This is a genomic window from Kitasatospora sp. NPDC048239, assembly GCF_043202015.1.
Classification (GTDB): Bacteria; Actinomycetota; Actinomycetes; order Streptomycetales; family Streptomycetaceae; genus Kitasatospora.
In genome coordinates, this window is sequence record NZ_JBICZP010000002.1 from 691,602 (window position 1) to 715,357 (window position 23,756).

At 73.4% G+C, this 23,756-nt stretch carries 18 protein-coding genes; 17 read left to right on the forward strand and 1 reads right to left on the reverse strand.

Features of this window, described 5'->3' with window-relative positions:
• Positions 1 to 27: 27 nt before the first annotated feature.
• Complete coding sequence (locus ACGFZP_RS07125) at positions 28 to 1,119, forward strand: ABC transporter ATP-binding protein (protein WP_392929424.1); 1,092 nt, start codon at positions 28 to 30, stop codon at positions 1,117 to 1,119.
• Between the two features lie 153 nt (positions 1,120 to 1,272).
• The gene (locus tag ACGFZP_RS07130) at positions 1,273 to 1,932 is read left to right on the forward strand and encodes a trimeric intracellular cation channel family protein (protein WP_392929425.1); all 660 of its coding nucleotides are present in this window, start codon (positions 1,273 to 1,275) and stop codon (positions 1,930 to 1,932) included.
• On the opposite strand, the gene ACGFZP_RS07135 is transcribed toward ACGFZP_RS07130, so the two are convergent.
• The gene (locus ACGFZP_RS07135) at positions 1,868 to 2,617 is read right to left on the reverse strand and encodes an IclR family transcriptional regulator (protein WP_392929427.1); all 750 of its coding nucleotides are present in this window, start codon (positions 2,615 to 2,617) and stop codon (positions 1,868 to 1,870) included. The two genes, ACGFZP_RS07130 and ACGFZP_RS07135, sit on opposite strands and share 65 nt — an antisense overlap.
• A gap of 180 nt (positions 2,618 to 2,797) precedes the next feature.
• On the opposite strand from ACGFZP_RS07135, the gene ACGFZP_RS07140 reads away from it, so the two are divergent.
• The 15 genes from ACGFZP_RS07140 (at position 2,798) to ACGFZP_RS07210 (ending at position 23,485) form a co-directional block, all read left to right on the forward strand.
• The gene (locus ACGFZP_RS07140; RefSeq protein ID WP_392929429.1) at positions 2,798 to 3,985 is read left to right on the forward strand and encodes a cysteine desulfurase family protein; all 1,188 of its coding nucleotides are present in this window, start codon (positions 2,798 to 2,800) and stop codon (positions 3,983 to 3,985) included.
• Positions 3,986 to 4,030: 45 nt separating this feature from the next.
• Positions 4,031 to 5,167 (forward strand): tRNA 2-thiouridine(34) synthase MnmA, encoded by a 1,137-nt coding sequence (mnmA, locus tag ACGFZP_RS07145; protein ID WP_392929431.1) that lies wholly within the window; start codon positions 4,031 to 4,033, stop codon positions 5,165 to 5,167.
• Between the two features lie 214 nt (positions 5,168 to 5,381).
• Entirely contained in the window at positions 5,382 to 5,912 is a 531-nt protein-coding gene (locus tag ACGFZP_RS07150) for a TIGR00730 family Rossman fold protein (RefSeq protein ID WP_392929433.1), read from the forward strand.
• Positions 5,913 to 5,925: 13 nt separating this feature from the next.
• Entirely contained in the window at positions 5,926 to 6,615 is a 690-nt protein-coding gene (locus ACGFZP_RS07155; protein ID WP_392929434.1) for an SDR family oxidoreductase, read from the forward strand.
• Between the two features lie 164 nt (positions 6,616 to 6,779).
• Positions 6,780 to 7,865, forward strand: a complete 1,086-nt coding sequence (locus tag ACGFZP_RS07160) for a hypothetical protein (RefSeq protein ID WP_392929436.1) — start codon at positions 6,780 to 6,782, stop codon at positions 7,863 to 7,865.
• A gap of 157 nt (positions 7,866 to 8,022) precedes the next feature.
• Positions 8,023 to 10,440, forward strand: a complete 2,418-nt coding sequence (locus ACGFZP_RS07165; RefSeq protein WP_392929438.1) for a right-handed parallel beta-helix repeat-containing protein — start codon at positions 8,023 to 8,025, stop codon at positions 10,438 to 10,440.
• A gap of 149 nt (positions 10,441 to 10,589) precedes the next feature.
• Positions 10,590 to 11,618: a methionine synthase gene (locus ACGFZP_RS07170; protein ID WP_392929440.1), complete on the forward strand. Its 1,029-nt coding sequence runs from the start codon at positions 10,590 to 10,592 to the stop codon at positions 11,616 to 11,618.
• A 22-nt stretch (positions 11,619 to 11,640) separates the two neighbouring features.
• Entirely contained in the window at positions 11,641 to 13,950 is a 2,310-nt protein-coding gene (ligA, locus tag ACGFZP_RS07175) for an NAD-dependent DNA ligase LigA (RefSeq protein ID WP_392929679.1), read from the forward strand.
• Positions 13,951 to 14,260: 310 nt separating this feature from the next.
• Positions 14,261 to 16,000, forward strand: coding sequence for a putative bifunctional diguanylate cyclase/phosphodiesterase (locus ACGFZP_RS07180; RefSeq protein ID WP_392929442.1), 1,740 nt, complete (start codon positions 14,261 to 14,263; stop codon positions 15,998 to 16,000).
• Positions 16,001 to 16,230: 230 nt separating this feature from the next.
• The gene (gene gatC / locus ACGFZP_RS07185) at positions 16,231 to 16,527 is read left to right on the forward strand and encodes an Asp-tRNA(Asn)/Glu-tRNA(Gln) amidotransferase subunit GatC (RefSeq protein ID WP_030302932.1); all 297 of its coding nucleotides are present in this window, start codon (positions 16,231 to 16,233) and stop codon (positions 16,525 to 16,527) included.
• Between the two features lie 6 nt (positions 16,528 to 16,533).
• Positions 16,534 to 18,027, forward strand: a complete 1,494-nt coding sequence (gatA, locus tag ACGFZP_RS07190) for an Asp-tRNA(Asn)/Glu-tRNA(Gln) amidotransferase subunit GatA (protein WP_392929444.1) — start codon at positions 16,534 to 16,536, stop codon at positions 18,025 to 18,027.
• On the forward strand, positions 18,024 to 18,281 hold the full coding sequence (locus ACGFZP_RS07195; RefSeq protein WP_392929446.1) for a hypothetical protein: 258 nt from the start codon (positions 18,024 to 18,026) through the stop codon (positions 18,279 to 18,281). The genes gatA and ACGFZP_RS07195 overlap by 4 nt, the downstream gene beginning before the upstream one ends.
• Before the next feature lie 73 nt (positions 18,282 to 18,354).
• Complete coding sequence (gene gatB / locus ACGFZP_RS07200) at positions 18,355 to 19,866, forward strand: Asp-tRNA(Asn)/Glu-tRNA(Gln) amidotransferase subunit GatB (protein ID WP_392929448.1); 1,512 nt, start codon at positions 18,355 to 18,357, stop codon at positions 19,864 to 19,866.
• Between the two features lie 287 nt (positions 19,867 to 20,153).
• Entirely contained in the window at positions 20,154 to 20,318 is a 165-nt protein-coding gene (locus tag ACGFZP_RS07205) for a hypothetical protein (protein ID WP_392929450.1), read from the forward strand.
• Positions 20,319 to 20,449: 131 nt separating this feature from the next.
• On the forward strand, positions 20,450 to 23,485 hold the full coding sequence (locus tag ACGFZP_RS07210; RefSeq protein ID WP_392929452.1) for an AAA family ATPase: 3,036 nt from the start codon (positions 20,450 to 20,452) through the stop codon (positions 23,483 to 23,485).
• Positions 23,486 to 23,756 lie beyond the last annotated feature (271 nt).

Genomic DNA, 23,756 nt, shown 5'->3' on the forward strand with positions numbered 1-23,756 from the left:
TTCGTACCACCATTCTGGAGAGAACCGATGACGGACACTCAGGCGGCGGCCCCCGAGCCCATGAAGAAGGTGCCCGCGCCGGCACCCGCCCCCGACCGCGAGCCGCTGCTCCGGGTGACCGGCCTGACCCGGCACTTCCCGATCCACAGCGGGCTGCTGCGGCGCCAGAGCGGCGCGGTGCGGGCGGTCGACGGCATCGACTTCACGGTCAACCCCGGCGAGACCCTGGGCGTCGTCGGCGAGTCCGGCTGCGGCAAGTCGACCATGGGCCGACTGGTCACCCGGCTCGACGAGCCGACCGGCGGGAAGGTCGAGTTCGAGGGCACCGACATCACCCACCTGGGCGCCGGTGCGATGCGGCCGCTGCGCCGCGACATCCAGATGATCTTCCAGGACCCGTACTCCTCGCTGAACCCCCGGCACACCGTGGGCACCATCGTCGGGGCGCCGTTCCGGCTGCAGAAGGTGCAGACCGAGGGCGGCGTGAAGAAGGCCGTCCAGGAGCTGCTGGAGCTGTGCGGGCTCAGCCCCGAGCACTACAACCGCTACCCGCACGAGTTCTCCGGCGGCCAGCGCCAGCGCATCGGCATCGCCCGGGCGCTCGCCCTGCGGCCGAAGATGATCGTCGCGGACGAGCCGGTCTCGGCCCTGGACGTCTCCATCCAGGCGCAGGTGGTCAACCTGCTCGACGACCTCCAGCGCGAGCTGGGCCTCACCTACCTGATCATCGCGCACGACCTCTCGGTGGTCCGGCACGTCTCCGACCGGGTCGCGGTGATGTACCTCGGCAAGATCGTCGAGATCGCCGACCGGGACTCGCTCTACCAGACCCCGATGCACCCGTACACCAACGCCCTGATGTCCGCGGTGCCGGTGCCCGACCCGCGCCGCAAGCAGCGGCTGCAGCGCGAGCGGATCCTGCTCAAGGGCGACGTGCCGTCCCCGATCAACCCGCCCAGCGGCTGCCGGTTCCGCACCCGCTGCTGGAAGGCCCAGGACGTCTGCGCGAGCCAGGAGCCGCCGCTGACCGCCCTGAAGAGCGGCCACCAGGTGGCCTGCCACTTCCCGGAGAACGCGCCGAGCACGACCGAGGGCGGGAAGCCGCTCGCCGCGGCGTGACGGTGTGATGGCGTGACGGCGGGGTGACGGCCGGGTGGCGCCGGCCCGGCCCGGGGTGGCGTTCGCGCGGCCCCGGGTAACGCCGGGTGACGGGGCGAGGCCTCCTCGTGACGCAGGCGGAGGGGAGGGTTCCGCGGGGTCCATAGTTGTCCGGTGACCTCGCAGATCTTCCCCTCCGACGTGCAGCAGACCCTGGACCTGGTCGGAATCTTCGTCTTCGCCCTCTCCGGAGGGCTGCTCGCCGTGCGCAAGAACATGGACATCTTCGGCATCTGCGTGCTGGCCGAGGTGACCGCGCTGGGCGGCGGGGTGATGCGCGACCTGGTCATCGGGGCCACGCCGGTGGCGGCCTTCAGCAACCTCGGCTACTTCAGCACCCCGCTCGTGGCCGGCCTGGTGGTCTTCTTCCTGCACCCGGAGGTCGAGCGGATCAACCGGGCCGTGCAGACCCTCGACGCACTCGGCCTCGGCCTGTTCTGCGTCACCGGCACGGTGAAGGCCCACGACTTCGGGCTCGGCGCGGTCTCCTCGATGGCGCTCGGCATGGTGACGGCGGCCGGCGGCGGCGTGATGCGCGACATGCTGGCCGGCGAGATCCCCTCGCTGCTGCGCTGGGACCGGGAGATCTACGCGGTGCCCGCCCTGGTCGGCTCGGCCCTGGTGGTGCTGCTCATCGGCCTCGACCACCTGACCGCCGTCACCGGGACGGCCGCCGCGCTGACCGCCTTCGTCCTGCGGATGTGCGCCCTCAGGTACGGCTGGCGCGCGCCGCGGGCCTGGCACCGCAACGGTTCTCGCACCAGCGAGGAGTAGGCGAGCCGCCGTACGCCAGCGAGACCGCCTCGGCGGTGCAGAGCAGCTCCGGCAGCAGCCGGGCCAGCTCGGCCGGGGCCACCCGGTCCGCCGGGGCGCTGATCGCGCAGGCCGCGATGGTCCGCCCGCCGCTGCCCGCCACCGGGGCGGCCACACAGGTCACGGCCTCCCGGTGCTCGGCCGACTCGGCCGCCCAGCCCTGGCGGCGGACGGCCGCCAGCTCCGCGGTCAGGGCCGCCGTCCCGGCCTCCCCCTCCGGCAGGCCGGCCAGCAGCACCCGGCCGATCGCGGTGCCCGTCGCCGGGGCGCGCCGCCCGATCCGGGACGGCCGGGCCGGGGAGCCACGGCCGGCCAGTTCGTCCAGGTACAGCACCTCGCCGTCCTGCAGCACGGCCAGCTGCACGGTGTGGCCGCAGCGCTCGCTGAGCGAGGCCAGATAGGGCGCCGCGACCTGGCGGACGTCGATCTCCTCCAGCGCCTGGTGGGCGAGCGAGAGCAGCCGGCCGCCGAGCCGGTAGCGCAGGTCCGACTGGCGGTGGACGAAGCCGTGCTCCTCCAGGGTGCGCAGCAGCCGCAGCGCCGTGGACTTGTGCACACCGATCCGGGTCGCCGCCTGTTCCAGCGTGACCGGGCCGTCGCCGAGCGAGCCGAGGATGGTGAGTGCGCGGTCGACCGACTGCGACATGCCGCCCCCAGTCCTGTCCTCTGCGGCCGATTTGCGGTGGGGCGTCAGGCTAACCGCTTCCCCGGGCGGCAGGCCAACGGCGGGGTGCCTCCCGGCCAACGGGGCGTTGCAGTCGGCGCAATGGCCGGATCGCCGCGATGGCCGTACCTCCTGTCGGCCGCCCTCTACAATCGGATGGTTATGCCATACCTGGACCATGCGGCGACCACGCCGATGCTGCCCGAGGCGATCGCCGCGATGACGGCACACCTCGGGGTCGTCGGCAACGCCTCCTCCCTGCACGCGTCCGGCCGCCGGGCCCGCCGGGTGGTCGAGGAGTCCCGCGAGTCGCTGGCCGACTCGCTCGGCGCCCGACCCAGCGAGATCGTCCTCACCGGCGGCGGCACCGAGTCCGACAACCTCGCCGTCAAGGGCCTGTACTGGGCCCGGCGCGACGCCGATCCGGCCCGGACCAGGGTGCTGTGCAGCCCGGTCGAGCACCACGCGGTGCTGGACGCGGTGCACTGGCTCTCCGAGCACGAGGGCGCCACGGTCGAGTACCTGCCCGTCGACGGCCTCGGCCGGGTGCACCCGGCGGCGCTGCGCGAGGCCGTCGAACGGGATCCGTCCACGGTCGCGCTGGTCACCGTGATGTGGGCCAACAACGAGGTCGGCACCGTCCAGCCGGTCGTCGAACTCGCCGCCGTGGCCGCCGAGTACGGCATTCCGATGCACGCCGACGCGGTGCAGGCGCTCGGTCAGGTGCCGGTCTCCTTCGCCGAGTCGGGGCTCACCGCACTCACCGTCACCGGCCACAAGATCGGCGGCCCGTACGGCATCGGCGCCCTGCTGCTGTCCCGCGGCGCCACCCCCGTCCCGCTGCTGCACGGCGGCGGCCAGGAGCGCGACGTGCGCTCCGGCACCCTGGACGCACCCGCCGCCGCGGGCTTCGCGGCCGCCGCGGCGATCGCCGTCGAGCGGCGGGCCGAGCACGCCGACGGGTCCGGGCTGCTGCGCGACGAACTGGTCGCCTCGGTGCTGGCCGCCGTCCCCGACGCGGTGCTCAACGGGGACCCGTCGCCCGAGGGCCGGCTGCCGGCCAACGCGCACTTCTCCTTCCCCGGCTGCGAGGGCGACGCGCTGCTGATGCTGCTCGACGCCCAGGGCATCGAGTGCTCCACCGGCTCGGCCTGCTCGGCCGGGGTGCCGCAGCCCAGCCACGTGCTGCTGGCGATGGGCGTCGACCCGCTGCTGGCCCGCGCCTCGCTGCGGTTCTCGCTCGGCCACACCTCCACCCGGGAGGACGTCACGGCGCTCGCCGCGGCCATCGAGCCGGCCGTCCAGCGGGCTCGCCGGGCCGGCCTCGCGGCGGCCGCCCGCGCCCGGTAAACCCCGGCCGGGCGTTCGTCGAGACCACGTACTCTTGTTGGCATCATGACTGACTTCCCGGGTGCCCCGACCGCTCCGTCCACTGGCCGCCTGCGCGTGCTCGCGGCGATGTCCGGCGGGGTGGACTCCGCCGTCGCCGCCGCCCGCGCGGCCGAAGCGGGGCACGAGGTGACCGGCGTGCACCTGGCGCTGTCCGCCAACCCGCAGTCCTTCCGCACCGGCGCCCGCGGCTGCTGCACCATCGAGGACTCCCGGGACGCCCGGCGCGCCGCCGACGTGATCGGCATCCCGTTCTACGTCTGGGACCTCGCCGAGCGCTTCCGCGAGGACGTGATCGACGACTTCGTCGCCGAGTACGCGGCCGGCCGCACCCCCAACCCCTGCCTGCGCTGCAACGAGAAGATCAAGTTCGCCGCGCTGCTGGACAAGGCGATCGCGCTCGGCTTCGACGCCGTCTGCACCGGCCACTACGCCCGGATCGTCGACCTGCCCTCCGGGGAGCGCCAGCTGCACCGGGCCGCGGACGCCGCCAAGGACCAGTCCTACGTCCTCGGGGTGCTCGACGCGGACCAGCTCGCCCACTCGCTGTTCCCGCTGGGCGACACCACCAAGGACGTCATCCGCGAGGAGGCCGAGCGGCGCGGCCTGGCCGTCGCCAAGAAGCCGGACAGCCACGACATCTGCTTCATCGCCGACGGCGACACCCAGGGCTTCCTGGCCAAGCACCTCGGCACCGCCACCGGCGACATCCTCGACGCGGACGGCACCAAGCTCGGCGAGCACGACGGCGCGTACGGCTTCACCATCGGCCAGCGCAAGGGGCTGCGGATCGGCCGCCCGGCCGCCGACGGCAAGCCGCGGTACGTGCTGGACATCTCGCCGGTGAACAACACCGTCACGGTCGGCCCGGTCGAGGGCCTGGACGTCACCGCGCTGACCGCCATCCGCCCGCGCTGGTGCGGCGGATCCCCGGCGGCGGACGGCCGCTACACCGCCCAGCTGCGCGCCCACGGCGAGGAGGTCCCGGTCACCGCCTCGGTCGTCGACGGCGAGCTGCGGGTCGCCCTCGACTCCGCGGTGCGCGGCATCGCGCCCGGCCAGGCCGTCGTCCTCTACGACGGCACCCGCGTCGTCGGCTCCGCCACCATCGCCACCACCCGGCGCCCGGCCGTCCCGGCGTAGCGTCCGGCCGGCTGTGCCGTCCGCGCCGCCGAGGAGGCGGCGCGGACGGGCGGTCAAGCGCCGGGAAGTCCCAGCCAACGCCGCTCCACTCGGTGTCCGTTGCGGGGGCGGTCGTGCGGCGCCGTCGAACCGCGGGGACGGCCGGCACCTGCTCGGCTGGCAGGCGAAAAGCCGGTCGGAGGAATCCCCGGTCCGTGATAGACCGGGGAGCACTATGAATATCTCTGTCTTCTGCTCCGCGTACTCCCTCGACGACCGCTACACGGCCCCCGCCGCCGAGTTCGCCCGGCTGCTCGGGGAGGGCGGGCACACGCTGGTCTGGGGCGGCTCGAACGCCGGGCTGATGGGGCTGCTCGCGGACGGGGTGAAGGCGGCGGGCGGCAGGCTGGTCGGGGTGTCCGTCGAGCTGCTGAGGCACAAGGCCTACCAGGGCGCCGACGAGCTGATCACCACCCGGGACCTCGCCGAGCGCAAGGCGCAGCTGCTGATGCGGGCCGACGCCGTCGTCGTGCTGGTCGGCGGCCTCGGCACGCTGGACGAGGTCACCGAGGTGCTGGAGCTCAAGAAGCACGCGCTGCACGACAAGCCGGTGATCGTCCTCGACACCGAAGGGTTCTACGCGGGCCTGCGCACGCAGCTGGAGCGGATGGACGCGGAGGGCTTCCTGCCGCGCCCGCTCGGCGAGCTGATCGGCTTCGCGGAGACTCCCGCCGAGGTGTTCGAGCAGCTCAAGACCGCGGCCTGAGAGGATCAGGACCATGGCTGCACATCTGATCACCGGCGCGGGCTCCGGCATCGGCGCCGTCCTCGCCGAGCGACTCGCCGAACGCGGGGACGAACTCTGGCTGTTGGCCCGCGACGCCCGCCGGGCCGCCCAGCTGCGCGAGCGGTTCCCCACCGCCCGCACCCTGGTCGGCGACCTCGGGGACCCGGCGAAGCTCTCCTGGGCCTTCGGCCACCAGGCGCTGCCCGTCGAGCTGGACTCCCTGCTGCACATCGCGGGCGTCGTCGAGCTGGGCCCGGTCGGCGAACTGCCGGTCAAGGCCTGGCAGGAGACCCTCAACGTCAACCTGGTCGCCCCCGCCGAGCTCACCCGCCTCCTGCTGCCCTCGCTGCGGCTGGTCAAGGGCCACGTGGTGTTCGTCAACTCCGGTGCGGGCCTCAACGCGCACGGCGACTGGTCGGCGTACGCGGCGAGCAAGCACGGCCTGAAGGCCCTGGCCGACGCGCTGCGCCAGGAGGAGCACGGCAACGGCGTCCGGGTCACCTCGGTCTACCCGGGCCGGGTCGCCACCGCGATGCAGGTGAAGGTCCACCAGCAGGAGGGCAAGGAGTACGACGCCGACCGCTGGATCGACCCGGAGTCCGTGGTGAAGGCCCTGCTCACCGCCCTCGACCTCCCGCGCGACGCCGAGATCACCGACGTCACCGTCCGCCCGGGCCGCTGAGCGGCTCCCCCCGGAGCAGGAAGTCGGCCGGTCCGGCCTCCTGCCCCGGGCGGGTACGGACGACCGCCGGGAATCCGCGCGCCGCGGTCAACAGCGGCCACGCCTACGGCGGGCCGTACGGGGCGTACGACGGCACCAACGCGGCCTGGGCCACCGGCATCACCGTGGCCGAGAGCGCGACCGCCGGCACCAGGGCGGACTACAACGTGGTCGACTCGCGCAGCGGCGGCACGCCCTACGTCTGGGCGGGTACGGGGTACGCCGGCCAGCCGGAGTTCACGGCGGCCACCGGTCAGGGCGCCCACGACTTCGTGGCCCTGACCACGCCCTTCCACGGTGAGGACATCCCGGCCTCGCACCTGACCGACTCGGCCGACGAGAACGCGCCCGGAATGCTGCGGACCGACCGCAGGGGCGGCGCACCGGTGGACGATCCGACCGTGCCCAACACCGGTACCGGCAGCGGCACCCGGGACCGGGGCGCGGTGGAGTACACGGCCGTGGGCAGCGCGTTCACGACGGCCGGTCCGGCCCGGCTGCTGGACACCCGGGAGGCGGTCGGGGTGCCGTCGGCGCAGGCCGTCCCGGCGTACGGCACGATCGACCTGCCGGTGACCGGCGTGGCCGGGATCCCCGCGAGCGGGGTGACGGCGGTGACGATGAACGTCACGGCCGTGGACCCGGGCCAGGGCGGCCACCTCACCGTCCACCCGCACGGTGACGCGGCGCCGACCGCGTCGAACCTGAACTGGACGGCCGGGCGGACCGTCGCCAACCTGGTGACGGTGCCGGTGAAGGACGGCAAGGTGTCCTTCCACAACCACTCCGGCGGGACGGTCCACCTGATCGCGGACCTCGCCGGGTACTTCGGCACCGAGGGCCGACTCGCCTTCCACCCGGGCGGGCCGAGGCGGCTGATGGACACCCGCGTGGGTCAGGGAAGCCCCAACTCGCATCCGGCGGCGCCCGTTCCGGCCTGGGGCACGCTGGCGGTCATCCCGGCCTACGGGTCCTACCCGCCCGGTGTGACGCTGAACGTGACGGTCACCGAGCCGGGCGCCGAGGGTCACCTCACGGTGTACCCGCAGGGAGGCCCCGTGCCCGGTACGTCCAACCTCAACTTCCTGCGGGGGGAGACGATCTCGAACCAGGTCGTCGTCCGGACGGGCGGGGACACCGTCCTGTTCCACAACGCGAGCGACGCGCCGGTGCACCTCGTGGTCGACTACTACGGCGCCGAGCGCTACTGACCGCAGCCGGCCGACGGTTCACCCGCGGCCCCGGTGCCGAGCCCCGTGCTCGGCGCCGGGGCTGTTTCACGGGGTGCGCGAGGGGCGTCGGCGGGGAGTCCGGAGGGGGCGTCGGCAGAGCGTCCGGCGGGGCGTCCGGCGGGGCGTCAAAACCGCGTTGGCGGCGGTCTGTCCGCTGTGGAATGATCCGCTCCGCCGCTGTTCGACCGGCTCGAACGGGCCGGGTCGCAGGCGCGATCCGAGCTTCGAACTCCCAGGGGGGAATCCCATTTCCAGACTCCGCACAGCGCTGGCCGTCGGCGCGACACTGCTCGGCGCGATCGGCCTGCCGGCCGTCGGAGCGGGTGGCGCGGTCGCCGCGGCCACCACGCTCTACGTCGACAACGGCGCGGGCGCCAACTGCACCGACAGCGGTACCGGTACCCGTGCGGCGCCGTTCTGCCACGTCGGCGCCGCGGCCGCGGTGGTGCTGCCCGGGCAGACGGTGGAGATCGCGGCGGGCGGCTACGTCGACACCGCGGTGATCGTGACGCGCTCGGGTACGGCCGAGGCGCCGATCACCTTCCGCGGCCCGGACCGGAACCACGGCAACGCCAACCTCACCGGCGGTGCGCCGAACGCCCCGACCAGCGCGATCGTGGTCAAGGGCGCCGAGCACATCAGGTTCGAGAACCTGAGCCTCGGGTCGTACTTCAAGCCGGTCGTGGTGGTCGACGGCGGGCACGACGTGTCCTTCACCGGCGTCCAGGGCTCCGGTGGCAGCGGCGTGCACATCACCAACGGCTCCGACCGGGTCGTCTTCGCGGCCGGGAGCCTCCACCACCTGGGCGGTCCGGCCTTCCGGGTCGACGGGGGCTCCACCGGGACGGTGCTGACCACGAACCTGGTCACGCCCGGCGCCGTTGCCGGCGCCGACGGCACCGGGATCGTGGTCGAGGACGCCCCGAACACCGTCGTCGTGGCCAACTCCGTGCAGACCGAGTGCTTCGCCGGCATCACGCTGAACGGTGCCTCGGGTGGCGCCGTCGTCGAGAACAACACGGTGAACACGGCGAAGTCCGCCACCCAGCCGTGCGGCGCAAGTGCCGCGCGCGCCACCGGAATCGCCGTGGCCCAGAGCGCCACCGGCGGCACCAGGGCGGACTACAACCTGGTCGACCCGACCGGCGGCGGCAGCGCCTACGGCTGGGCCGGCGCCCCGTACGCCGACCAGCCGGCGTTCACCGCGGCGAGCGGTCAGGGCGCCCACGACTTCATCGCGCTGACCACCCTGGCGCGCGGAGGCCCCGACCAGCCGGTCAACCACATGATCGACTCGGCCGACGAGGCCGCGCCGGGGATGCTGGCGACCGACAACTGGGGCACCGCGGCCACCGACGACCCGACCGTGCCCAACACCGGTACCGGCAGCGGCGTCCGCGACCGGGGGGCGTACGAGTCCCTGAACTTCGGCAGCCTCTTCACGGCGGCCGGTCCGGCCCGGCTGCTGGACACCCGGGCGCCGATCGGGGTGCCGTCGGCGCAGGCCGTCCCGGCGTACGGCACGGTGGACCTGCAGGTCGCCGGCGTGGCGGGGATCCCCGCCAGCGGGGTGACGGCGGTGACGATGAACGTGACCGTCACGGATCCCGAGCAGGAGGGCCACCTCACGGTCTACCCGCACGGGTACGTCGCACCGAACGCCTCCAACCTCAACTGGGCCGCCGGCCGCACGATCCCGAACCAGGTGACGGTGGCGGTGGAGGACGGCAAGGTGTCCTTCTACAACGCCTCCGGCGGCACGGTGCACCTGATCGCCGACCTGGCCGGCTACTACGGCCCGAAGGGCGACCTCTTCCACCCGCAGGGCCCGGCCCGGCTGTTGGACACCCGGGCGCCGATCGGGGTGCCGTCGGCGCAGGCCGTCCCGGCGTACGGCACGGTGGACCTGCAGGTCGCCGGCGTGGCCGGGGTGCCGGCGAGCGGGGTGACGGCGGTGACGATGAACGTGACCGTCACGGATCCCGAGCAGGAGGGCCACCTCACGGTCTACCCGCACGGCGCCGCCGCTCCGAACGCCTCCAACCTCAACTGGCCCGCCGGCCGCACGATTGCGAACCTGGTGACGGTGCCGGTGGAGGACGGGAAGGTGTCCTTCTACAACGCCTCGGGCGGCACGGTGCACGTGATCGCCGACCTGGCCGGCTACTACGCCGCCGAGGGGCGCCTGACCTACTACACCGCCGGGCCGTCGCGGATCATGGACACCCGCGAGGTCAGCCACGGCGAGGGCGGGGACCGCCCGGCGGGCGCCGTCGCGGCCTGGGGGACCCTCGACGTCGACGTCAGCGGCGTGCCGAACCTGGGCGCGGCGGTCCTGAACGTCACGGTCACCGGGCCGGGCGCCGAGGGCCACCTCACCGTGTACCCGCACGGGGACGCGGCGCCGAACGCCTCGAACCTCAACTTCCTCCCAGGGGAGACCATCGCCAACCAGGTCGTCGTCCCGGTGAAGGACGGCCGGATCTCCTTCTACAACGCGAGCGACGCACCGGTGCACGTGGTGGTCGACATCTTCGGCCTCCAGGTCTACTGACCGCCGGAGCCGCACACCCGCACATCCCGCACACCCGCACTCCCCGCGGCCCCGGTACCGAGCCACGCGCCCGGTACCGGGGCCGCGGCCGTGCTCGGCCCGCCCCCGGCCCGTCCGCCGGCGCAGCTCCGATCTCGTACGCTTCCGGGGTGACCAACGGACACCCCTTCCCCGACCTGCGCGGCGCCGCCACCGGCGTCGGCTCGCTGCCCGGCACCGACGCGCGGGAGGCTGCCAAGACCTCCGCCGGTGCCCTGGAGCAGCTGCCGTTCCTGCCCGAGCTGCCCGCGCGCGGGCCGGGCGCCGACATGATCGGACGCGGGGCCGGCCTGCTGGTCGAGCTGTTCGCGCAGACCGAGCCGAGCGGCTGGCGGTTCACCGACCGGCCCGGCCGGGACACCCGGCGCGCCCGCTCCTGGCTCGGCGAGGACCTGGACGCGCTGGAGGAGTTCACCCAGGGCTACCAGGGCGCGCTCAAGGTGCAGGCCGTCGGGCCGTGGACGCTGGCCGCCTCGATCGAGCTCAAGCACGGGGAGAAGGCGCTCGCCGACCCCGGAGCCTGCCGCGACATCGCCGGCTCGCTCACCGAGGGGCTGCGCCGCCACCTCGCCGACGTCCGCACGCGCATCCCCGGCGCACAGGTGGTGCTCCAGCTCGACGAGCCCTCGCTGCCCGCCGTCCTGACCGGCGCGGTGAAGACCGCCAGCGGCTTCCAGCGGCTGCGCTCGGTGGACCGCCAGGTCGCCGAGGAGGTGCTGCGCGAGGTGGTCCGGGGCCTGGACGCGCCCGTGGTGGTGCACTGCTGCGCCCCCTCCGTGCCGATCCCGCTGCTGCGCCGGGCCGGAGTGGCCGGGATCTCGCTGGACTTCTCGCTCCTGACGGAACGTAGCGACGAGGACCTCGGCGAGGCCGTCGAGGCGGGCACCATGATCCTCGCCGGGGTCGTGCCCTCCACTGACCAGGCGTCCTCTCAATCAACGGCAGTGTCCGACCCGGCCGGTAGTGTCCAGGGTGTCAGGACGTTGTGGCGCAGGCTCGGGTTCGCCCCGGAGCTGCTGGGCCGCCGTGTGCTGGTGACGCCCACCTGCGGGCTCGCCGGGGCCTCCCCGGCGTATGCGCGCAATGCGCTGTCACTGAGCGTGAGGGCGGCCCAGAGCCTGGTGGACAACCCGGAATAAGAGCGTAGGAGGGCTTGCGGTGGTGGCTGTCGAGGGCTGGGCGGAGATCCCGGCGGAGGTGCGCAGGCGGCACGCCGAGCTGGCGGCCGAGATCGAGGACCACCGGTCGAGGTACTACGAGCAGGATGCGCCGGTCGTCAGCGACGCCGAGTTCGACGTGCTGATGCGCGAGCTGGAGGCGATCGAGGCGGAGCACCCGGCACTGGTCACGCCGGACTCGCCGACCCAGCGGGTCGGCGGGGCGCCCATCGGGCTGTTCGCCCCGGTCGAGCACCGCGAGCGGCTGCTCAGCCTGGACAACGCGATGGACGACGAGGAGCTCGCCGCCTGGGCCGAGCGCGTCGCCACCGAGCTGCACGGCATCGACTACCACTACCTGTGCGAGCTCAAGGTCGACGGCCTGGCGGTCAACCTCACCTACGAGAACGGCCAGTTGGTGCAGGCGGCGACCCGCGGCGACGGCCGGGTCGGCGAGGACATCACCGCCAACATCCGCACCATCAAGGAGATCCCGCACCAGCTCAAGGGTGAGAACATCCCGCAGCTGGTGGAGATCCGCGGCGAGGTGTACTTCCCCACCGAGGAGTTCGACGCGCTGAACGCCTCGTTCGCGCAGGAGAACGAGCGCCGCCGGCAGGAGAACGAGGAGCGCGCCAAGGAGGGCCGCCGGCCCCGGGCGATGATCCGGCTGTTCATGAACCCGCGCAACGCCGCGGCCGGTTCGCTGCGCCAGAAGGACCCGCTCGTCACCGCCTCCCGTCCGCTGCACATGGTGGTGCACGGCATCGGCGCGCGCTCCGGCTTCGACATCGACTGCCAGTCCCACGCCTACCGGCTGCTGCACGACTGGGGCCTTCCCACCGCCCGGCACAACAGGGTGGTCGGCACCCTGGCGGAGGTCCGCGAGTTCATCAGGCACTTCGGCGAGCAGCGGCACTCCGTCGAGCACGAGATCGACGGCGTCGTGGTCAAGGTGGACGAGATCGCCCTCCAGGGCCGGCTCGGCGCCACCTCCAAGTCCCCGCGCTGGGCGATCGCGTGGAAGTACCCGCCGGAGGAGGTGACCGGCCGGCTGGCCGCCATCAAGGTCGGCATCGGGCGCACCGGCCGGGCCACCCCGTACGCGGTGCTGGCCGAGCCGGTGAAGGTGGCCGGCTCGATGGTCCAGTACGCGACGCTGCACAACCAGCAGGTGGTGAAGGCCAAGGACGTCATGCTCGGCGACACCGTGGTGCTGCGCAAGGCGGGGGACGTCATCCCCGAGATCCTCGGGCCGGTGTACGACCTGCGGGACGGCACCGAGGTGGAGTTCGTGATGCCCTCGAACTGCCACGAGTGCGGCGCCGAGCTGCGCGCGATGGCCGAGGGGGACATCGACCTGCGGTGCCCGAACGCGCAGTTCTGCCCGGCGCAGATCCGCGAGCGGATCGCCTTCCTCGGCGGCCGCTCCTCGCTGGACATCGAGGGCCTGGGCTATGTCGCGGCCACCGCGCTGACCCAGCCGCTGGAGCCGGCCGAGGCGCCGGTCAGGGACGAGGGCGACATCTTCGGGCTCTCCGAGGAGCAGCTGCTGCCGATCCGGGTGCTGGTGCGCGACCCGAAGACGGGCATGCCCAAGCTGGACGACACCACCGGGGAGGAGAAGGAGGTCTTCTTCTTCGCCACCACCACGGGCGCGCCGAAGAAGACCACCGGCCTGCTGCTGGAGAACCTGGAGAAGGCCAAGCGGCAGCCGCTCTGGCGGTTCCTCAACGGCCTGTCGATCCGCCATGTCGGGCCGGTGGCCGCCGACGCGCTGGCACGCGAGTTCCGGGACCTGGACGCGGTCTTCGCGGCCGACGAGGAGCGGCTGGCCGCCACCGAGGGCGTCGGCTCCGGCACGGCCCGCTCGATCATCGAGTGGTACCAGGAGGACTGGCACCGGGAGATCCTGGAGAAGTGGCGCGCCGCCGGCGTGCGGTTCGTCGAGGAGCGCACCGAGGAGGAGGGCGAGCGCCCGCTGGAGGGCCTGACGGTCGTCGTCACCGGCACGCTGGCCGGGCACACCCGGGACGGCGCCAAGGAGGCGCTGACCTCGCGCGGTGCCAAGGTGACGGGGTCGGTCTCCAAAAAGACCGATTTTGTCGTCGCCGGTGACAACCCCGGTTCCAAGTACGACAAGGCCGTTCAGCTCGGCCTGCCCGTCCTGGACGACGCGGGCTTCACCGTCCTGCTGGAGCAGGGCCCGCAGGCGGCCCGCACCCACCTCGGGATCGCAGCCCCCGAGGCCGCCGAAGAGGCCGCTGAGCAGGCCTTGGAGCAGGCGCCCGAGGAGGCCCCGGCCGAAGGCTGACCCGCGCGCGGGAGGGTCGGCCGACGCTTGTTATCGTCCTGATGCAACGTCATCGGGTGCCGCACGGTGAAAGCGGGCATTGTGTCACCGTGCGGCACCGGAACGCGGTGGCGCGTTCCCGGTTGTCCGAAAGTCTGCCCGCCGGGTGGGCCCGGGAATACCCTGGAGCGCAACAGAGTGTCAGCAGGGGTGGGGGCACCGGCTGAGCCGGTCTCCGCGGGGTCGCTCCATGCCCGGCAGCTGCCGGTACCAGTGCGGTGCCTCACCGTAAGGCGGCCTGACGGGGCGGGCCCGACGGAGGACAGGGCTTATGGATCGTACGACCGGCGGTGCGCCCACACGCCCGCCGCAGGGGGTGGCAGGTGCGGTCCTGCTGCTCGGCGTGCTGCTGGCCGGCGCCGCGCCGCTCATCCCGCTGGCCGTCCTGGTCTACCGGTACGAACCCGAGCTGCTGCCGCTGTTCGCGGTGCCGCTGGCCGTGCTCTTCGCGGCCTGGCGGATCGCCCGGGACCGCGCCCGTGACCAGCTGACCGACCCGCTGACGGATCTGCCCAACCGTCAGGCGTTACTCCTGGCCGCCCAGGAGGCGATCGCCGAGCAGGAGGACGGCTACAGCGTCGGTCTCATCCTCCTCGACCTCGATCGCTTCCGGTCGCTCAACGACACACTCGGACACACGGCCGGCGACCGGCTGCTGGTTCACATCGCCCGCCGACTGCACCGGGCGCTGCGCTCCGGCGGCCACGCGGGCAGCGCGACCCGGGAGTCGATCGACGACGTCTTCGCGGGGCTGCCCCGGCACTACCGGCGCGGCCGCCCGCTGGTCGCCCGGATGGGCGGGGACGAGTTCGCCGTCCTGCTGCCCGGCATCGGCTGCCCGGACACCCTGGAACGGGTCGCCAAGGCGCTGATCGCCGAGCTGGGCGCACCGATCCGGCTGGACGGCCTGCTGCTCGTGCTGGAGGCCAGCGCGGGCGTCTGCGTCTACCCGCAGCACGCCCAGGACGCCGAGGCGCTGCTGCGCCGGGCCGACGTCGCGATGGGCCACGCCCAGCGCGGCCGGACCTGCGTCGAGCAGTACGACGAGGCCCAGGACGCCGACACGCCGTACCGGATCGGGCTGCTCGGCGATCTGCGGCGGGCCCTGGAGACCGGCGAGGTGCAGCTGCACTACCAGCCGAAGGTGGCCTTCGACGGCCGGGTGGTCGGCCTGGAGGCACTGCTGCGCTGGGAGCGGCCCGGCCAGGGCAAGGTCTCCCCGGACGAGTTCGTCGGACTGGCGGAGTCCAGCGGCCTGATGCCCCGGCTGACCGACTACGTGCTGGAGGCGGCGGTCGGCCAGCTCGCCTACTGGCGCGAGCAGGGCCTCCAGGTGCAGGTCGCGGTGAACGTCTCGCCGCGCGACGTGCTCAACCCCGGCTTCGCCCAGCGGGTCGCCGGGCACCTGGTGCGCCACCAGGTGCCGGCCCACGCACTCCAGCTGGAGATCACCGAGCGGCTGCTGCTGGACGACTCCCGGCGGGCCGCCGACACCCTCGCCGAGCTGCGCGGCTACGGCGTCGGGATGTCCCTGGACGACTTCGGCACCGGCCACTCCTCGCTGGTGCGGCTGCGCAGCCTGCCGGTCGGCGAGCTGAAGATCGACCGCTCCTTCGTCTCCCGGATGGTCGCCGACGACCACGACGCGGCCGTGGTCCGCTGCTCGGTGGAGCTGGCCCACTCGCTGGGCCTGACCGTCGTCGCCGAGGGCGTCGAGGACGACGAGACCTGGGAGCGGCTGCACGGCATGGGCGTGGACGCCGTCCAGGGCTGGCTGGTCTCGGCGGCGCTGCCGGCCGAGCAGGCCACCGCCTGGCTGCGGGTGCACCGCACCGGGGCCCCGCCGGTGGAGCGGCTGACCTCGCCCCCGCAGCTGCCCTCCGTCGTCAAGCCGGCGATCCCGCCGGCCATGCCGCCCGTCCTGCCGCCGGCGATCCAGGCCGTCCAGGCCGCGCACCTGGAGATCCAGGCCCCCGCCGCGCCGAGTTGGGCGCCGATCAGGCCGCAGTAGCGCCCGCCGGCACCACGGTGACCGGGCCCCGACCAGGCCGCGGCGGCCGCCGCCGGCGCCGCGGTGACCGGGCCCGGCGGTTACTCGTTGGCCGGTGGCCGGGCCGTGCCCCATAGGATGGGGCCACAGACCAAGAGGACGGGAGCGCCGAGCCGGCTGCTCCTGCCCGGGCCCGGCACCGCCTGAGCGCGTCGCCGGGTCTCACCAGAACTCACCCTGAGGATCGCTGCATGCCTGGCATCACGCGCGAGGAGGTCGCCCACCTCGCTCGGCTGTCGCGTCTTGAGTTGCAGGCCGAAGAGTTGGACCACTTCGCCGAGCAGCTCGACGTGATCATCGGCGCGGTCGCCCGCGTTTCCGAGGTCGCCGGACAGGACGTCCCGCCGACCTCCCACCCGCTGCCGCTGACCAACGTCATGCGCGCGGACGAGGTGCGGCCGTCGCTCACCCCGGACCAGGCGCTGGCCGGCGCCCCGGCCGCCGAGGAGCAGCGTTTCCGTGTGCCGCAGATCCTCGGGGAGGACTGACCCACCATGACCGACCTGATCCACTACACCGCCGCCGAGACCGCCTCCGCGATCTCCAAGGGCGAGGTCTCCGCCGTCGAGGTCGCCCAGGCCCACCTGGACCGCATCGGCGCCGTCGACCAGAAGGTCAACGCCTTCCTGCACGTCGACACCGAGGGCGCGCTGAGCGCCGCCCGCGCGGTCGACGAGAAGCGCGCCAGGGGCGAGGAGCTGGGCCCGCTGGCCGGCGTCCCGCTCGCGCTGAAGGACGTCTTCACCACCAAGGGCGTGCCGACCACCTGCGGCTCCAAGATCCTCGAGGGCTGGATCCCGCCGTACGACGCCACGCTGACCACGCGTCTCAAGGACGCCGGCGTCGTCATCCTCGGCAAGACCAACATGGACGAGTTCGCGATGGGCTCCTCCACCGAGAACTCCGCCTACGGCGTGACCGGCAACCCGTGGGACCTCTCCCGCATCCCCGGCGGCTCCGGCGGTGGTTCGGCCGCCGCGCTGGCCGCCTTCGAGGCCCCGCTGGCGATCGGCACCGACACCGGCGGCTCGATCCGCCAGCCCGGCGCCGTCACCGGCACGGTCGGCGTCAAGCCGACCTACGGCTCGGTGTCCCGCTACGGCCTGGTCGCGTTCTCCTCCTCGCTGGACCAGGGCGGCCCCTGCGCCCGCACCGTGCTGGACGCGGCGCTGCTGCACGAGGCGATCGCCGGGCACGACCCGCTGGACTCCACCTCGATCAACGCGCCCGTTCCGGCCGTGGTCGAGGCCGCCAAGCTGCGCGACGTGCGCGGCATGCGGATCGGCGTGGTCAAGGAGTTCGCCGGCGAGGGCTACCAGGCCGGCGTGATGCAGCGCTTCAACGAGTCCGTGGAGCTGCTGCGCGAGCTGGGCGCCGAGGTCGTCGAGGTCTCCTGCCCGTCCTTCACCCTGGCGCTGCCGGCGTACTACCTGATCGCGCCCAGCGAGGCCTCCTCCAACCTGGCCCGCTTCGACGCGATGCGCTACGGCCTGCGGGTCGGCGACGACGGCACCCGCTCCGCCGAGGACGTCACCGCCCTCACCCGCGAGGCCGGCTTCGGCCCCGAGGTGAAGCGCCGCATCATCCTCGGCACCTACGCCCTCTCCTCGGGCTACTACGACGCCTACTACGGCTCGGCCCAGAAGGTCCGCACGCTCATCTCGCGCGACTTCGACGCCGCCTTCGCCGGCGTGGACGTGCTGGTCTCCCCGACCACGCCGACCACCGCCTTCCCGATCGGCGAGCGCGCCGACGACCCGATGGCGATGTACCTGGCCGACCTCTGCACGATTCCGTCGAACCTCGCGGGCAACGCGGCCATGTCGCTGCCCTGCGGGCTCGCCCCGGAGGACAATCTCCCGGTCGGCCTGCAGATCATCGCACCCGCGATGGCGGACGACCGCCTGTACCGCGTGGGCGGCGCCGTCGAGGCCGCACTCAACGACAAGTGGGGGCACCCCCTGCTGGAGGAGGCACCGGCACTGTGAGCAAGATCGAGAAGGCCAAGGCCCCGACGTCCATCAAGGGGTGGAAGCACAGCAAGCCAGGCCTGTGGCTGTCCATCGGCACCAGTGCCTTCGGCGCGGTGTCGATCGTCAAGGACGTCAAGCGCGCCCGCGGCGAGAACGACACGCTCAAGCTGATCAACGCCCTGGTCGGCGCCGCCGCCCTGGTCACCGGTACGGCCCTGCTGGTGCGCGAGCTGCGCCGCCTCGGCGACGACGACGTCCTGCTGGGCTGAGCGCCCCGGCCCGGCCCCGTGCGAGCGGCGGCCGGGCCCGTACCTCCCAAAGACTTTTTAGTGAAGGGACGCTGTGAGCGTCATGAACCTGGTCTCCTACGAGGACGCTCTCGCGTCGTTCGACCCGGTGATGGGCCTGGAGGTCCACGTCGAGCTGGGCACCAAGACCAAGATGTTCTGCGGTTGCTCGACCGAGCTGGGCGCCGAGCCGAACAGCCAGGTCTGCCCGACCTGCCTCGGCCTGCCGGGCTCGCTTCCGGTGGTCAACGCGATCGGCGTGGAGTCGGCCGTCAAGATCGGTCTGGCGCTGAACTGCGAGATCGCCGAGTGGTGCCGGTTCGCGCGGAAGAACTACTTCTACCCGGACATGCCGAAGAACTTCCAGACCTCGCAGTACGACGAGCCGATCGCCTTCAACGGCTACCTCGACGTGCAGCTGGAGGACGGCTCGACCTTCCGGGTGGAGATCGAGCGCGCCCACATGGAGGAGGACACCGGCAAGTCCACCCACGTCGGCGGTGCCACCGGCCGTATCCACGGCGCCTCGCACTCGCTGCTGGACTACAACCGGGCCGGCATCCCGCTGATCGAGATCGTCACCAAGCCGATCGAGGGCGCCGGTGAGCGGGCCCCCGAGGTCGCCAAGGCGTACGTCGCCGAGCTGCGCGAGCTGATCAAGGCGCTGGGCGTCTCCGAGGCCCGGATGGACAAGGGCCAGATGCGCTGCGACGTCAACCTGTCGCTGCGCCCCAACGGCACCACCACGTTCGGCACCCGCTCCGAGACCAAGAACGTCAACTCGCTGCGCAGCGTCGAGCGGGCCGCCCGGTTCGAGATCCAGCGGCACGCCACCGTGCTGACCGACGGCGGCACGATCATCCAGGAGACCCGGCACTTCCACGAGGAGGACGGCTCCACCACCTCCGGCCGGATCAAGGACAACGCCGAGGACTACCGCTACTTCCCCGAGCCGGACCTGGTGCCGATCGCGCCCGCCCGGGAGTGGGTCGAGGAGCTGCGCGCCGGGCTGCCCGAGCTGCCGCGGGTGCGCCGCGCCCGGCTGCAGGGCGACTGGGGCCTGTCCGACAAGGACATGCAGTCGGTGCTGAACGCCGGCGCGGTCGAGCCGATCCTGGAGACCATCGCCGCCGGCGCCCCGGCCGACCAGGCCCGCAAGTGGTGGATGGGCGAGCTGGCCCGCCGGGCCAACGAGACCGGCACCGAGCTGAGCGAGCAGCCGATCACCCCGGCGCAGGTCGCCCGGGTCACCGCGCTGGTCGCCGAGGGCAAGCTGAACGACAAGCTGGCCCGCCAGGTCATCGAGGCCGTGCTGGCCGGCGAGGGCGAGCCGGACGAGGTCGTCGAGAAGCGCGGCCTGGCCGTGGTCTCGGACGACTCCGCGCTCGGTGCCGCCGTCGACGAGGCCATCGCCGGCAACGAGGCGATCGCCGCCAAGATCCGCGACGGCAAGGTCGCGGCCGTGGGCGCGCTGGTCGGCGCGGTCATGAAGGCCACCCGGGGCCAGGCCGACGCGGCGCGCGTGAAGGACCTCATCCTGGAGCGCCTCGGCGTGGAAGGCCAGTAGGCACAGCCCGGAGCGCCTCGGCGTAAACGGCGATCAGTAGGAACTGTCCGCAGAACCGCGGTTTTGCCTATGGTTCTAAGGCATCTAAGGCCTTCTAAGGCACCTTAGGTCGACTCAGGGCCCGGATTCACCTCGTAAGTGGGGTGGATCCGGGCCTTTGCCGTACCCGGGGTACCGGGCCTAAGCCGAAGGCCGCCCGCAAGATCCGGCAGGCTGCCGATGTGGCACCCCCCACTGGGAGAGGAATCTTTACCTCAGAACGAGAGACAACCACGAGGGGAAACACCGTGATCGAGTACGAGCTCATCCAGCAGCACCAGCGGGAGCTGCGCCACCGCGCCGAGCAGGAACGGCTGGTCCTCCAGGCCAGGGCCCCGCGGACCGGGCGCGGACTGCGCCGCCTGGTCGGCACCCGCACCGAGCGGCGCGCCGCTCACCTCCGCGAGTGCTGACAGACCGGCACCCCTCGGGTGCCGAGGGGGAGAAGGAAGGGGAGGTGCCCACCGGCGCCTCCCCTTCCGGCCGTCCGGGGGACGGGATAACCGGTCGGCCTGCCGACTGGGCCTATGGCATGCTCGCATCCATGCAGCAGATATCGGTGAGTCCCGTCTTCGTCGGCCGTGGCACCGAGATCACCGCACTGGGGGAGGCGCTGCGCCGGGCCGGGGCCGGCAGCCCGCAGGCCGTGCTGATCGGCGGCGAGGCGGGGGTCGGCAAGACCCGGCTGCTGGAGGAGTTCCTGCAGCAGGCCTGCGACGGCGGCGGACAGGTCGTCACCACCGTCGGCGGCTGCCTGGAGGTCGGCGCCGAGGGCCTGCCGTACGCGCCGCTGTCCACCGCGCTGCGCCGGCTGCACCGCGCCCTGGGTGCCGAACTGGAGGCCGCCGCCGAGGGCAGCGAGGGCCATCTCGCCCGGCTGCTGCCCGACTTCGGCGAGGCCGACGGCGAGCCCAACGACGAGTACGGCCGAGCCCGGCTGTTCGAGCACACCGCGAGGCTGTTCGAGCGACTCGGCGTGGACCGTACCCTCGTCCTCGCCGTCGAGGACCTGCACTGGTCCGACCGCTCCACCCGCGAGCTGTTCGCCTACCTGGTCCGCACCCTGCACCGGGCCCGGGTCCTGCTGGTGGCCACCTACCGAACCGACGACCTGCACCGCCGCCACCCGCTGAGGCCCTTCCTCGCCGAGCTCGAACGGCTGCGCACCGTCCAGCGGCTGGAGCTGGAGCGCTTCCGCCGCGGCGAGGTCGCCGCCCAGCTGGCCGGCATCCTCGGCACCGGCGCGCCCGACAGCCAGCTGGTCGACCGGATCCACCGCCGCTCCGAGGGCAACCCGTTCTTCGTCGAGGAGCTCGCCACCGCCTTCCAGGACGGCTGCTTCTCCGGACTGACCGACTCGCTGCGCGACATCCTGCTGGTCCGGGTCGAGAGCCTGGACGAGGGGACCCAGCGGGCCGTGCGGATCGCCGCCGAGGGCGGCTCCTACGTCGAGCACGCGCTGCTCGCCGCCGTCCTGGACGACGAGGAGGAGCTGATCGAGTCGCTGCGGGCCGCCGTCGGCGCCAACATCCTGCGCCCGGACACCGACGGCGACGGCTACCGCTTCCGGCACGCGCTGGTCCGGGAGGCCGTCTCGGACGACCTGCTGCCCGGCGAGCGGCACCGGATCAACCGCCACTTCGCCACCGCCCTGGAGGCCCAGCCCCACCTGGTCGCCTGCGACGTCCGCCCGGCCCGGCTGGCCAACTACTGGTACCACGCGCACGATCCGGCGCGGGCCCTGCCGACCGCCCTGGACGCCGCCCGGGCCGCCCGGCGGCGCAACGCCTTCGCCGAGCAGCTGGGCATGCTGGAGCGCGCCCTGGAGCTGTGGGACCAGGTGTCCGAGGACGTCCTGGAGCACACCCTGCGCCCCTACGACTGGGCCGAGACGTACCCGCCCTGCGGCTGCGACCACGACACGCACGACGCCTCCTGCACGCGGCTGCAACTGATCGACGTCCTGGCCGAGGCGGTGGTCGCGGCCCGCCGCAGCGGCGACCGCGAGCGCGGGCTGAGCCTGTCCCGGCGCGCACTGAAGCTGGTCGACGAGCAGGAGAACCCGGCCCGCGCCGCCTGGTTCCGGATCAACCGGGCCCGGATGCTCGGCCACCTGCGCCGCTCCGGCGACGACGAGGAGATCGCGCACGCCCACCGGCTGGTCGAGAACCTCGCGCCGTCCGCCGTCCAGGCCGAGGTGTTCGCGCTCGGGGCCGGCGTCGCGATGCTCAAGCACCCCGGGCCGGAGCACATCGAACTCGCCGAGCGGGCCGTGGCGATCGCCCGGCAGGTCGGCGCGCACTCGGTCGAGCAGCACGCCCGGATGACCCTCTCCAGCCTGCACAACGACCTCGGCAACGACCCGGACGCGGCCGTCGCCGAACTGACCGCGGCGGTGGAGGCCACCCGCCGGCTCGGGGTGCCCGACGTCCTGCTGCGCGGGATCAACAACCTGGCCAGCATGCTGCGCGGGCTGGGCCGCTCCGAGGAGGCGGTGGCGCTCGCCCGCGAGGGGCTGGAGGCCGCCGACAGCACCGGGCTGCTGCGCAACACCGGCACCATCCTGATCGGCAACCTGGCCGAGGCGCTGATCGACCTCGGCCGCACCGAGGAGGCCGCCCGGGTGCTGGCCGACTCCGAGGCGACCCGCCCGCACGGCACCCACGCGGAGTTCCTGGACCGGATGCGCGGCGAACTCGCCCTGCTGAGCGGCGATCTGTCGGCCGCGACCGGACTGCTGGCGCAGGCCCGGGCGGCCAACCGGATCGGCCAGCTCCAGCACTCGGTGCCGATCAGCCGGCTGGCCGTGCGGATCGCCGCCCTGAGCGGACGCCCGATGGAGGCCCGCGCCGAGCTGCTCGCGGCGCTGGACCTGCCGATCGGGCAGGAGGCCGACCTCTACCCGCTGCTGGTGGAGGGCGCCGCGGTGGAGGCCGACTGCCGGGGCCTGCCGGAGGCCGAGGACGGCCGCGCCGAGGTGCTGGCCAGGATCGCCGCCGCGGCCGCCGGGCTGACCCCCAAGGCGCCGCTGCACCACGGCTGGGCCCGGCTGCTGGAGGCCGAACTGGCCCGGGCCGAGGGCGCCGACACCCCGGCGCACTGGTCGGCCGCCGTCGAGGCGCTGCGCCCGACCGCACTGGCGTACCCGCTGGCCTGGGCGCTGCTGCGCACCGCCGAGGCCGAGGTGCTGGCCGGGCGCCGCGAGGAGGCCGGCGAACTGCTGCGCGAGGCACGGAAGCTGGCCAAGGCCCGGGGTGACGCCCCGCTGCTCGCCGAGATCGCCGCGCTGGCCGACCGGGCCGGCCTGGCGCTCACCGCGCGCCGGGCCGCCCCCGCCAAGGCGCCGCTCGCCGGGGAGTCCCTCGGCCTCACCCCCCGTGAGCGGGACGTGCTCCGACTGCTCGCCCGGGGCCGTACCAACCGGCAGATCGCCGAGGAGCTGTACATCTCGCCGAAGACCGCGAGCGTGCACGTCTCCAACATCCTCGGCAAGCTGGAGGTGACCGGCCGGGGCGAGGCGGCCGCGCTGGCCCACCGGCTCCGGCTCTTCCCGGAGGACCTCGCCCCGGCCGGCCGCTGATCCGCCGACCCGCCGCCGGGACCGCGCCGAAGGGTGCGGCCGGCGGCGGGCGCCGCCGCGTGCTCCCGTGCGCGCCGCGTGAGCCCCCGCCCGCGCGCCGCCGCCAACCGGGCCGATCCGGCGGAATCGGGTGCAATTCCCCACCCCCGCACCATTACTCTAAGTTGAGTGTGCGTGTCATTGAGTGACCGAAGTGGTGTAGGGTCCCATCAGGGAACATCGGTGCGGTGCGGCGACCGGAAGGTCGCCCACCCCCTGGGCCACCGCCCTG

Coding starts and splice junctions, on each gene's coding strand:
- ACGFZP_RS07125 (WP_392929424.1), top strand. CDS start 28: ATGACGGACACTCAGGCGGCGGCCCCCGAGCCCATGAAGAAGGTGCCC.
- gatC (WP_030302932.1), top strand. CDS start 16,231: ATGCCTGGCATCACGCGCGAGGAGGTCGCCCACCTCGCTCGGCTGTCG.
- ACGFZP_RS07210 (WP_392929452.1), top strand. CDS start 20,450: ATGCAGCAGATATCGGTGAGTCCCGTCTTCGTCGGCCGTGGCACCGAG.
- ACGFZP_RS07140 (WP_392929429.1), top strand. CDS start 2,798: ATGCCATACCTGGACCATGCGGCGACCACGCCGATGCTGCCCGAGGCG.
- ACGFZP_RS07155 (WP_392929434.1), top strand. CDS start 5,926: ATGGCTGCACATCTGATCACCGGCGCGGGCTCCGGCATCGGCGCCGTC.
- ACGFZP_RS07150 (WP_392929433.1), top strand. CDS start 5,382: ATGAATATCTCTGTCTTCTGCTCCGCGTACTCCCTCGACGACCGCTAC.
- ACGFZP_RS07180 (WP_392929442.1), top strand. CDS start 14,261: ATGGATCGTACGACCGGCGGTGCGCCCACACGCCCGCCGCAGGGGGTG.
- ACGFZP_RS07135 (WP_392929427.1), bottom strand. CDS start 2,617: ATGTCGCAGTCGGTCGACCGCGCACTCACCATCCTCGGCTCGCTCGGC.
- gatA (WP_392929444.1), top strand. CDS start 16,534: ATGACCGACCTGATCCACTACACCGCCGCCGAGACCGCCTCCGCGATC.
- mnmA (WP_392929431.1), top strand. CDS start 4,031: ATGACTGACTTCCCGGGTGCCCCGACCGCTCCGTCCACTGGCCGCCTG.